This is a genomic window from Actinomycetota bacterium (genome assembly GCA_035759705.1).
Taxonomy (GTDB): domain Bacteria; phylum Actinomycetota; class CADDZG01; order JAHWKV01; family JAHWKV01; genus JAJCYE01.
Window position 1 is genome coordinate 1 of the sequence record DASTUJ010000058.1, and the last position, 10,887, is coordinate 10,887.

Sequence of the window (10,887 nt, forward strand, 5' to 3'; positions counted from 1 at the left end):
CATCGGACGTCCGGGCCGCCGCTCGACGCTTCCCGCACGGGTTAGCCACAGCCGGATCCCGCGTGAAGGTGTGGGCGGTCTTCTCGAAGGGCTGACCGCAGCCCTGTTGGTTCAGGTCGTTCCACTTGCCGCCCTGGCGCAGCCCCCACAGCGTGCCGGCCGTCAGGTAGGTCAGGTAAAACCCCAGCTCACCCACTGCGGCTACCGTCCGGCTGTGGACCGCCTCGTGGCGGGCGAGGGCGTCGGTCATGCACCGGTCGGATCCGAAGCACCGGTTCTGGCACCAGGCGACAGCCCCGAGCGCCAGGGCGCTGCCCCCGGGGCCGACGTCGATGAAGAGCATCCCCCGGCGGTAGTCGAGCGTCCTGTGCCGCATCCTGACCGCCCCGGCCGCCAGGAGGCCGGCGGTGGTGGCGATCGGAGAACGAAGCCACTTCACGACGAAGCTGGCGGTCCAGCGGGCCGGTGAGTCGGAATCGTCGAGAGCCGGCGTCAGCATTGCGCCGAGGCTTCCCGTGACCCCTACGACCACGGCAGCGGCCGGGACCACCGGCAGGTCCAGTCCCGGGACCAGATTCTTGACCCAGACGACCCCGGCCCACTCCGCCAGGGCCAGCGGTCCCCCGATCAGTCCGGCTACCACCCAGAGAATCCGCTCGTCCGTTGTCCGGACCCGGTTGCAGCGGGCGCCGATGGCCCCCAGAACAGCACCGAGGGCCGCCATGCCCACAATCAGGGGAGTCACAGTCTGGCGATCGGGATCGGGTTGTACCGGGGGCCGCGCCGGGGGGCCCAGTTGCCGGACAGCTCGAGCAGGCGCAGGGCACGGGCCCTCTGGCCCCGGTAGGGCTCCAGCAACTCCAGCATCCGAGCGTCGTCCCCTCTGGGCTCCCCGGCCAGGTTCCACGTCACCAGGTGGGGCAGGTGCAGGTCGCCGACGCTGACCGCGTCGGTGTCGCCCAGGGCCACTCGGGAGACCTCGGCGACGGTCCATGGGCCCACTCCGGGGATCTTCCCCATGAGAGCCCCGGCCTCCTTGGGTGGCAGGGATGTCAGCGCGTTGAGCTTCGCCGCCAGCCCGCAGACCCTCAGAACCGTGTCGGCCCGCCGCTTCTCGACCCCCAGCGGGTGAAATTCGTAGTAGCCGAGGCCACTGAGAACCTTGGGATCGGGCGGGAGCATCAGCTTGTGCGGACCCGGGGCCGGCTCGGAGAACCGCCTGACCATCATGCTCCAGGAGCGCCACGCTTCCTGTCCGGTGACCTTCTGCTCCAACACCGACGCAATCATCGCTTCGACCACGGCCCCGGAGGCCCCGAAACGAAGGCCGGGGTGCCGGCCGTGCATCTCTCGAATCACGGTGTGCTGGGGACGGAACCGCTCCGGGATGTCGTCCAGCCCGACCAACAGGGGAGCGCGGTCGAGTAGCCACCCGGCCCCCGGCCCCCAGGACTCAACCGAGATCTCATCGCCCTCGCGGGAGAGGTGGACCGTGCCGGGCCCCTCCGGAGTCCTCGTCGCCCTCCAGACCCGGCCACCCGCAATTTTCATCGTCGGGTCAGAGGCACCTCTTCGAGTCGACCGAAGCGTGCAGCTAAGATCCAGGGGGTGGGTGGGACGCAGAACCCGTTTCACGGCGCACTTCCGAATGCGGAGGAAAGGGAGGTCCATATGCCGGAAGGCCACGGCGAGCCGCTGACCGACGCAGAGGTGTTCGACGCACTGCCACAGGAGGCGCAGGACGAGATCCGGGCAGACGTCGCGCGCCTTCGTGCGAACCTGCCGATCGGCGAGATCATGAACGACGAACCGGTTGGGATCGGCGCCACCTCCGCCGGGTTGCTGGTAGTCAAAACTGCCCATGCAGCTTACCAACTGATGGAGGACGGCTCGACGGTCAAGGTCAGCGGGGGCCCAAACGGCATGATCGTCCGCACCTATCTGAACGGCGACCTGGTCGACAACCCGGAGGGATTTGCACCGACATAGACTTTGTGTAATTCAGATTACGGAGTTACAATCCTCGTGACAGAGGAGGTTGTAATGGGCGCAAGCGACGAGATTTCAGGGTGGTTCGCCGGCCGGATCCCCGCAGGACTCTACGAGGAAACTCCCGAGGTCACCTCGGATCGTGAAGAGGTGCTGATCATCGGCCGGATTGCCGAGCCGAAGCTGGACGAGGGCGCAAGCCCGGACGCCGCAGCTGCGGCCCGGGCGGGGCGCATCAACCAGCATCGTGAGGACACCCGCCGGGAGCGGATGAAGATCGCTTCCGAGGCGGAGACCCGCTTCGGCAAGAAGGTCTCGTGGGGTGTGAAATGCGGCGACGACGAGGTGCTGTTCACCAACCTCAGCATGCCGGTGATGACCCGGCTTCGGATGCCCGAGCGCCAGGTGCTGGACCGCCTGGTGGACGCCGGGGTGGCCAAGAGCCGCAGCCATGCCCTGGCCTGGTGCGTGCGCCTGGTAGGGCAGAACCAGCAGGAGTGGCTCGACAACCTGAAGGAAGCTTTATCGAAAGTTGAGCAGGTAAGGGCGTCCGGCCCGGCGGTTTAGCTGCATCCGGGAGGTTGGAGAAACCCTCTTCTCCAGCCTCCCGTAGGGCTATCCTGGATATGGAGCCCCGACGGAGGGGCGGCGCCCTGGGGGACGCCAAAGCAATGCCAAAGCTGGACAGCTCGCAATTCGGTCCCAACCTCTGGCTCATGCAGGAGATGCACGAGCGCTACCTCCGGCAGCCGGACTCGGTCTCCGAGGCATGGCGGGAGTTCTTCGAGGACTACTTCCCCAACGAGCACCCGGCTCGCCCGCCGGCGCCGCAGATCCCTGAGGACATCGACCAGGCGCCCCCTCCACCTACTCCGGTGCCTGCACCGCCAAGGGCCCCCTCTTCCACCAACGGGCAGGCGGGGGACCCGCTCTCCCGGGCCGACGCCGTCCTGGCCAGCCGCATGGAGGACAGCCTCAGCGTCCCGACCGCCACCTCGGTCCGGGTGATCCCGGCCAAGCTGCTCGAGGTCAACCGCAACATCCTGAACAACCACCAGGCCCGGTCCCGGAGCAAGAAGGTCAGCTTCACGCACCTTCTCGGGTGGGCTGTGGTCAAGGCGATCGCGAAGTACCCCGGCATGAATACCTCGTACGGGGAGCGCGAGGGCAAGCCGGTCGCCATCCACCACCCCGAACTCAACCTCGGCCTCGCTGTGGACATCGCACACGACGACGGCACCCGCACCCTGTGGGTCCCCAACATCAAGGGAGCCGGCAACCTGTCGTTCGTCCAGTTCTTCGCCGCGTACGAGGACCTGATTCGCAAGGTGCGCTCCCGCCGCATCACCCCCGCCGACATGGAGGGCACGACCGTCACCCTCACCAACCCCGGCATGCTCGGGACCGCGCAGTCCGTGCCCCGGCTGATGCAGGGTCAGGCGGCGATCATCGGCGTCGGCTCGATCGCCTTCCCGGCCGAGTACCAGGGCTCGGACCCCACCACGCTGGCCGACCTGGGCATCGGCAAGGTCGTGACGCTGACGAGCACCTACGACCACCGGGTGATCCAGGGAGCCCTCAGCGGCGAGTTCCTGGCTGAGGTCCAGCGCCTGCTGATGGGCGAGGACGAGTTCTATGAGGAGATCTTTGCGAACGTCGGTGTCCCCTACGTCCCGGTGCAGTGGCGGATCGACCGCAACCCGGCCCGCAACAGCCGGGAGTCCGACGCCAAGCAGGCCCGGGTCCTGCAGTTGATCAACATCTACCGGGTCCGGGGGCACCTCATCGCCGACCTGGACCCGCTCGACGCCACCCCGCCGAAGATGCCCTCCGAGTTGGACCCCGCCACCTACGGCTTCACGATCTGGGACCTCGACCGCAAGTTCCCCACCGGGACCCTCGCCAATGTCAGTACGGACCGCAGGCGCCGGGCGACCGATATCAGCAAGCCCGAAACCCTGGGCAACATTCTCAACATCCTTCGGGACGCGTACTGCCGGACCGTCGGCATCGAGTACATGCACATATCGGACCCGGTCGAGAAGCGTTGGATCCAGGAGCGGGTGGAGGGCGTGGACACCTCGCTGGAGCCGTCGGACCACGACCGGATCCTGGCCAAGCTGAACGAGGCGGAGGCGTTCGAGGCGTTCCTCCACACCAAGTACATCGGCCACAAGCGGTTCAGCCTGGAGGGGGCTCTCAGCCTGATCCCGATGGTCGACGCCGTGCTGGACGCCGCCACCCGGGCCTCCATGGAAGAGTCGGTGATCGGCATGGCCCACCGGGGCCGCCTGAACGTCCTGGCCACCATCATCGGCAAGAGCTACACGCAGATCTTCAAGGAGTTCGAGGGGAACATCGACCCACAAACGGTCCAGGGGTCGGGGGACGTGAAGTACCACATCGGCGCGAGCGGACGGTACACGAACCCGCAGGGAGTCTCGATGCCGGTGTCGGTGGTATCCAACCCCAGCCACCTGGAGTCGGTGGACCCGGTGGTCGAGGGCGTGGTGCGGGCGAAGCAGGACGCGCTGAACCGGCCGGAGGAGTTCGGTGTTCTGCCCATCCTCATCCACGGCGACGCCGCCTTCGCCGGGCAGGGAGTGGTTGCGGAGACCCTCAACCTGTCCCAGTTGCGGGGCTACCGCACCGGCGGCACGGTCCACGTCATCATCAACAACCAGGTCGGGTTCACCGCCACTGCCGGCGAAACCCGCTCCAGCCACTACGCCAGCGACGTCGCCAAGATGATCCAGGCGCCGATCTTCCACGTAAACGGTGACGACCCGGAGGCGTGCGTCCGGGTCGCCCGCCTGGCCTTCGAGTATCGCCAGGCGTTCCACAAGGACGTGGTGATCGATATGTGGTGCTACCGCAAGTGGGGGCACAACGAGGCGGACGAGCCGTCCTATACGCAGCCGCTGATGTATAAGCGCATCGCCTCCCGGCGGTCGGTGCGCAAGCTTTACACCGAGTCACTTCTCTACCGGAACCGTCTGACGCTGGAGGAGGCGGAGGGGGCGCTGGAGGACTTCCGGTCCAAGCTGCAGGGCGCCTTCAACGCCATGAAGGAACAGGGCGGGAGCATGGACCCCCCAGCCGACCCACCCCAGAAGCGGGCACCGGCTGCGGTCGGGCTGGCGACGCTGAACCAGGTGCTGGAGATCACAAGCCGGATTCCGCCGGACTTCGCCTTCCACCCGAAGCTTGCCAAGCTGCTGGAGGTCAGGGGCCGGGCCCTCGCCACCGACTCGGTCGATTGGTCCGTGGCCGAGATACTGGCGTTCGGCTCCCTGCTGACCAGCGGGATCTCGATTCGCATGGCCGGCCAGGACTCCCGGCGGGGCACCTTCAGCCAGCGGCACGCCGTGTTCATCGACCAGGAGACCGAAGCCGAGTACACACCGTTGCTCAGGGTCGGCGGAAAGGGCGCCAAGTTCCTGATCTACGACAGCATGCTTAGCGAGTTCGCCGCTCTCGGCTTCGAGTACGGCTACTCGACGGTTGCGGAGAACACCCTGACCATTTGGGAGGCCCAGTTCGGTGACTTCGCCAACGGCGCCCAGGTTGCGATCGACCAGTTCATCGCAGCCGGTGAGGACAAATGGGGGCAGACCTCGAACCTTGTGATGCTGCTGCCCCACGGTTTCGAGGGCCAGGGGCCCGAGCACTCCAGTGCCCGCATCGAGCGTTTCCTGGCGCTCGGTGCCGACGACAACTACCGGGTCACGATGCCCTCGACCGCCGCCCAGTACTTCCACCTGCTCTGGGAGCAGGGGAGCCGGGCGATTCGGAAGCCGCTGGTCGTGTTGACCCCCAAGTCCCTGCTGCGCCTGCCTGCGGCCGGCAGCGGCGTGATCGACCTGATCAATACCGGTTGGAAGCCGGTGCTGAGCGACCCGGCCCGGCCCAGCTCCGACACGGTCCGCCGGTTGATTCTGTGCTCGGGCAAGGTGTACTACGACCTGGCTGCAGCTCGAGACAAGCTCGGTGTGCAGGGGCTTGCCCTGGTGCGCATCGAGCAGCTGTACCCCTTCCCGGTGGATGAGATAGCCGAGGAGCTCCACCGTTACGAAAACGCGGAGGTCCTGTGGGTCCAGGAGGAGCCGGAGAACATGGGGGCATGGCGGTCGATGCATACCAAGTTTTCCGACCACTTCAAGGTCCCCCTGCTTCGCCGGACCCGGACCGAGAGCGCCAGCCCGGCATCCGGAAGCGCAAGGACCCACGAGCGGGAGCAGGAGCAGTTGATCAGCGGCGCCCTGGCCGGGCTGGCCGACTGATGACGAAGGCACTGCGATAAACCTCAACCACTATGTCTTCCACGCTGAGTGGACGGTGCCGGCGGACTTCGAGACCACCTTCGCGGCGCTGCGCGACCTGCCCTCCTACGCCCAGTGGTGGCCGGAGGTCAAAAGTGTGATCCCGGTGTACGAGGACCGGGCGGTGGTGCTGATCATGGGAATGCTTCCGTACGCCCTGGAGTTCTTGATGGAGGCCGAGGTTGCCGACGAGTCGACCGGCACGCTGAGGGCGGCCCTCTCCGGCGACCTCGAGGGGTTCTCCAGCTGGGTCGTAAAGGCGGAGGACGGCGGGTGCCGCCTGATCTACAACCAGGAGGTTGAGGTGACGAAGAAGCTGCTGCGGGTTCTGGCGCCGATCGCCCGCCCGTTCTTCCGGCTGAACCACCACGTGATGATGACCCGCGGCGAGAAAGGCCTGAGGGCGCACCTCTCTCAGGCCAAGGCTTGAGCCTGTTTCGCCGGGTCGGTTTGGCGGGGCTCGTCCTGCTGATGGGGGGCTCCGGCACCATCCACCTCACCAAACCCGGTCTCTACACGCCGATAGTGCCCAGGATCCTCGGAGACGCCGGGTTCTGGGTGTTCTGGAGCGGAATCCTCGAGATCGTGGCGGCATTCCTGCTGCTCCTGCCGAGAACCAGGCGCCGGGGCGCCCTGCTCACCATGGCGATCCTGGTTGCGGTGTACCCGGCCAACATCCAGATGGCGCTCGACGGCGGGCAGCCGGGCGGGGGGTGGTATTCCGGGTCGTCGCTGATGTTGTGGTTGCGCCTGCCGGTCCAACCGCTGCTGGTTTGGTGGGCCTGGACCTTCTACCGGGACCGGAGCAGGGTTCCGGACGCCGAACAGCTACCGGCGGCAAAGGCCTAGGGAGAATCTAATCCTTCAGCTGGATGCCTTGTCCTTCATGTCGGGCTCGGCGAAGCCGGGGTCCTCCTGGAAGGCGGTGTTCTTGGGACCCATTACCTCCTCCACCGGCTTCACGCCGTCCATGTACGACTTGGCGTTGTTCCAGAACCCGTTGGACCGGTCCTCGGCTGCCTTCACGCACTCCGGGCAGGGGCTGGGACTGCCTTTGTCGTCGAACTTGCGCTGCCCGTGGCGGCACATTTCGTGCTGGAGAACTGCATTGAGCTCCTTTTGAGCACGCGCCGCGGCGGCGAGGAAATCGGGATCGTCCAACATGGCGCAACTCCTTTCGGGGTATAGACACCTTCTGCCGGTAAACCATACGCCCGCCTGCGTTTGAGCGCATCCCGAGGCCGGGGCGCAGAACGTTGAATATTATCGGCACAAGACAACCCCCACCGAACAGGAGGTCATCCATGCGTCGCAGGCGAACCAAGCTCAGGCTCGTTCCCGACCGGCCCGCCGTGAGGCGCCGGAAGGTTCCCACCGGGGTGGAGGCGCTGCTTCCCGGACTGGTGGCGGGGGTGGCGGCTGCGGCGGCCCTCAAGTTCTGGCTCGACCAGAGGCGGAGGAACAATTCGGAAGAGGCGGGCGTTATCACTGCTGAGGTCCACAGCAACGGCCATGCGAAGGTCAAGCTGGACAGCCTCGACCAGTTTTCCTGATCGAAGGAGAGTCCCACTTGGAGAAGGTAGTCAAGACCGAAGAGGAGTGGCGCGCCGAGCTTACGCCCGAGCAGTACAGGGTCCTGCGGGAGAAGGGGACCGAGAGGCCCTTCACCGGCGCCTACGTCCACAACAAAGCCGACGGCATGTACCAGTGCGGCGCCTGCGGAGCGGACCTGTTCAGCTCCGACGTGAAGTTTGACTCCGGCACCGGCTGGCCGAGCTTCACCGAGCCGGTTGCCGATGGCCGGGTGGAGTTGAAGCCCGACAACAGCATGTTCATGCGGCGTACCGAGGTCGTTTGCGGAGCGTGCGGCGGCCACCTGGGCCACGTGTTCGACGACGGCCCCGGCCCGACGGGACAGCGCTACTGCATCAACTCCTGCTCGCTGAAGTTCGAAGAGAAGCCGGGCGGCGAGTAGCTATAAGCCGAATGCTCGCATCGCGTTGGCGGTAGTCGCTTCGGCGACCTCCTCCACCGGAAGCCCCAGGGCGGCCGCCACCGCGGCGCCCACGTCGGCCACGTTGCGAGGCTCGTTCGGCTTTCCACGGTGAGGCATCGGCGACAGGTAGGGCGAGTCGGTTTCGATCATCAGTCGGTCCAGCGGCACCACCCGGGCCGCTTCCCGGAGAGTCTCGGCGTTCTTGTATGAGACGTTGCCCGCAAACGACACGTAGCCTCCCATTTCAATGGCAATCCGGGCCTCCGGCGCACCCCCTGAGAAGCAGTGAAAGATCAGCGTGCCGGGAGCCCCCGCCCGGTTCAGCTGCTCGACGACCTGGGGGAATGCCTCCCGGATGTGCATGACCATCGGGAGGTCCAGCCGCCTGGCCAGCTCGATCTGGGCGGCGAACGCACGGTGTTGGGAGTCCGGGCTGGCGTGCTCCCGGTAGAAGTCAAGCCCCACCTCCCCGATGGCCACCACCCTAGGCCGGGTCGCCAGGCTCTCGATCTCGGCCCCGACCACCTCGTCGAAGTCCTCGGCGTCGTACGGGTGGATTCCCACCGTGGCGTAGACGCCGGGGTGCTCTGACGCCAGCCGGACCGCCTCCCGGCTGCTCGGCAGGTCGGTTCCGATCGTCACCATCGTCGTGACGCCGGCCTCCGACGCCCGGTTCAGGGCTCCGGTCAGATCACCCTCCAACGAGTCCAGGTGGCAGTGCGAGTCGACCCAGATCAATCGGGCTTCTCGACCTCGACCCGCGGGAAGATCGAGGCCCCCTTGGTGACCTTCGTCCCCACCAGCGAGGTGCCCGAAGCGAGCGACTCGAAGAGCGGCCGGGGGTCCTCGAGCTCGACACCGAGCTGCTCGCGGATCCGGCGGGAGGCCGAGGGCATCGCGGGGGAGATCAGCACCGAGATTTGCCGGATTGCCTCGCAGATGGTGTGGATGACCGTGGCCAGTCGCTCCCGCTGTTCGGGGTCCTTGGCCAGCTTCCAGGGCGTGGTGTCGTCTATGTAGTGGTTGACCGCGCGGACGAACTCGAAGACCTCGGCCAGAGCGCCGGACGGGTTCAGCTCCCGCACCTTGACTGCCATCTCCTCGCCGGATCTCCTCGCCACCTCCTGCAGGGTGGTCTCCAGCTCGGTGTTGCCGGCCGGCTCGGGGACGACCGCCTCGAAGTAGTTTGTGGTCATCGCCAGCGAGCGGCTGACCAGGTTGCCCAGGTCGTTGGCCAGATCGGCGTTGTAGCGCGCGGCCATCGCTTCCCAGGAGAACGGGCCGTCCTGGCCGAAGGTGCCCTCCCGCAGGAAGTGGTAGCGGTAGCCGTCGGCTCCGAAGGTGTCGAGGAGCAGGTGGGGCGATATCCCGGTCAGGCTGGTCTTGGACATCTTTTTGCCCCCAACGGTCAGGAACCCGTGGGCGAACACCATCCGGGGCAGCTCGAGACCTGCGGCCATGAGGACCGCCGGCCAGATCACTGCGTGCTGGCGCAGGATGTCCTTTCCGATCAGGTGCACGTCGGCGGGCCAGATGCTGTCGAACCGCTCGGGGTCCCGCCCCTGGCCGACTGCGGTGGTGTAGTTCTGCAGGGCGTCGATCCACACGTACATGACGTGTTTGGGGTCCCAGGGGATCGGCACACCCCAGGAGAACGACGTCCGGGAGATCGAAAGGTCCTGCAGTCCCCCTTTGACGAAGCTCATGACCTCGTTGCGGCGGATGTCGGGCTGGACGAAGCCGGGCCGGGTCTCGTAGAGCTCGATCAGGCGGTCGGCGTAGGCGGAGAGACGGAAGAAGTAGTTCTCCTCCTCGAGCCACTCCACCGGCCGCTCGTGGATGGGACACAGGTTGTCGATGATCTCGCTCGGCTGGTAGAAGGCCTCACACGCCACGCAGTAGGGGCCTGTGTAGGTGTCGAGGTAGATGTCGCCCTGGTCGTACAGCCGCTGAACCAGCTCCTGGACCGGCCTGGTGTGGCGGTCCTCGGTGGTCCGGATGAAGTCGTCGTAGGAGATCTCCAGCCGTTCCCAGACCTCCTTCCAGCGGGGGAGGATCTGGTCGGCCCACTCGGTGGGGCTCACCCCGTTGGCCTCCGCCGCCTGGGCGATCTTCTGCCCGTGCTCGTCGGTCCCGGTAAGAAAAAAGACCTTTTCGCCCGCCAATCGGTGGAACCGCGCGAAGAAGTCGGCGTTTACTGTGGTGTATGCGTGTCCAATATGGGGCACGTCGTTCACGTAGTAAATCGGCGTGGTCAGGTAGTAGGTGTTCTTCGATGCTTTAACGTCTGTGTCAGCGTCTATGACGTCGTCTTTCTCTGTGTTGCTGGTAATGTCTATATTCATAGGGGATGGGGACTTTCTTAAAGGAGAATTATGGCGAAGCGAGCGTCCGCAGGTGACGTATCTGAAGTGCGGATACTATCTAATGGTATGAAAAACACGGGCATGAACCGGAAGTTGGACGTACTAGGTCGGATAGTTATTCCTGCGGAAATCCGGAAGTCACTCGATCTCAAAGAGGGCGGTGTCCTCGACATCTCTCTCGAGGAAGATCGCATCATCCTTACCCCACGGCAGG

The 10,887-nt window shown here is 65.9% G+C and carries 13 protein-coding genes; 8 read left to right on the forward strand and 5 right to left on the reverse strand.

The genetic code is table 11. The annotated features are described in order from the left end of the window. A partial coding sequence (locus VFV09_03825; GenBank protein ID HEU4866838.1) for a hypothetical protein occupies positions 1-745 on the reverse strand: 745 nt, incomplete at its 3' end. Next, the gene (locus VFV09_03830; GenBank protein HEU4866839.1) at positions 742-1,551 is read right to left on the reverse strand and encodes a DNA-3-methyladenine glycosylase 2 family protein; all 810 of its coding nucleotides are present in this window, start codon (positions 1,549-1,551) and stop codon (positions 742-744) included. The genes VFV09_03830 and VFV09_03825, both read right to left, overlap by 4 nt. Positions 1,552-1,671: 120 nt before the next feature. Between VFV09_03830 and VFV09_03835 the strand changes: the two genes are divergently transcribed. The 5 genes from VFV09_03835 (at position 1,672) to VFV09_03855 (ending at position 7,160) form a co-directional block, all read left to right on the forward strand. Beyond that, on the forward strand, positions 1,672-1,989 hold the full coding sequence (locus tag VFV09_03835; protein ID HEU4866840.1) for a hypothetical protein: 318 nt from the start codon (positions 1,672-1,674) through the stop codon (positions 1,987-1,989). Between the two features lie 54 nt (positions 1,990-2,043). Beyond that, on the forward strand, positions 2,044-2,556 hold the full coding sequence (locus VFV09_03840) for a hypothetical protein (GenBank protein HEU4866841.1): 513 nt from the start codon (positions 2,044-2,046) through the stop codon (positions 2,554-2,556). Between the two features lie 104 nt (positions 2,557-2,660). Continuing rightward, positions 2,661-6,272, forward strand: coding sequence for a multifunctional oxoglutarate decarboxylase/oxoglutarate dehydrogenase thiamine pyrophosphate-binding subunit/dihydrolipoyllysine-residue succinyltransferase subunit (locus VFV09_03845; protein HEU4866842.1), 3,612 nt, complete (start codon positions 2,661-2,663; stop codon positions 6,270-6,272). A 16-nt stretch (positions 6,273-6,288) separates the two neighbouring features. Beyond that, complete coding sequence (locus VFV09_03850) at positions 6,289-6,741, forward strand: SRPBCC family protein (protein HEU4866843.1); 453 nt, start codon at positions 6,289-6,291, stop codon at positions 6,739-6,741. Next, positions 6,738-7,160 carry a hypothetical protein gene (locus VFV09_03855; protein ID HEU4866844.1) on the forward strand — a complete coding sequence of 141 codons (423 nt, stop codon included), beginning with the start codon at positions 6,738-6,740 and terminating at the stop codon, positions 7,158-7,160. Before VFV09_03850 ends, VFV09_03855 begins: the two co-directional genes overlap by 4 nt. Before the next feature lie 15 nt (positions 7,161-7,175). Here the strand turns inward: VFV09_03855 and VFV09_03860 are convergent, their stop codons facing one another. Beyond that, the gene (locus VFV09_03860) at positions 7,176-7,475 is read right to left on the reverse strand and encodes a hypothetical protein (GenBank protein ID HEU4866845.1); all 300 of its coding nucleotides are present in this window, start codon (positions 7,473-7,475) and stop codon (positions 7,176-7,178) included. 140 nt (positions 7,476-7,615) lie between these two features. Between VFV09_03860 and VFV09_03865 the strand changes: the two genes are divergently transcribed. Beyond that, a complete protein-coding gene (locus tag VFV09_03865) occupies positions 7,616-7,864 on the forward strand; it encodes a hypothetical protein (GenBank protein ID HEU4866846.1) in 249 nt (82 codons plus the stop codon). Positions 7,865-7,881: 17 nt separating this feature from the next. Continuing rightward, on the forward strand, positions 7,882-8,286 hold the full coding sequence (gene msrB / locus VFV09_03870) for a peptide-methionine (R)-S-oxide reductase MsrB (GenBank protein ID HEU4866847.1): 405 nt from the start codon (positions 7,882-7,884) through the stop codon (positions 8,284-8,286). Here msrB and VFV09_03875 read toward each other — a convergent pair whose 3' ends face one another. Beyond that, positions 8,287-9,045 carry a TatD family hydrolase gene (locus VFV09_03875; GenBank protein ID HEU4866848.1) on the reverse strand — a complete coding sequence of 253 codons (759 nt, stop codon included), beginning with the start codon at positions 9,043-9,045 and terminating at the stop codon, positions 8,287-8,289. After that, positions 9,042-10,652, reverse strand: coding sequence for a methionine--tRNA ligase (gene metG / locus VFV09_03880; GenBank protein HEU4866849.1), 1,611 nt, complete (start codon positions 10,650-10,652; stop codon positions 9,042-9,044). The genes VFV09_03875 and metG overlap by 4 nt, the downstream gene beginning before the upstream one ends. Positions 10,653-10,754: 102 nt before the next feature. On the opposite strand from metG, the gene VFV09_03885 reads away from it, so the two are divergent. Then, positions 10,755-10,887 (forward strand): AbrB/MazE/SpoVT family DNA-binding domain-containing protein (locus VFV09_03885; protein ID HEU4866850.1); only part of this gene is annotated, 133 nt, incomplete at its 3' end.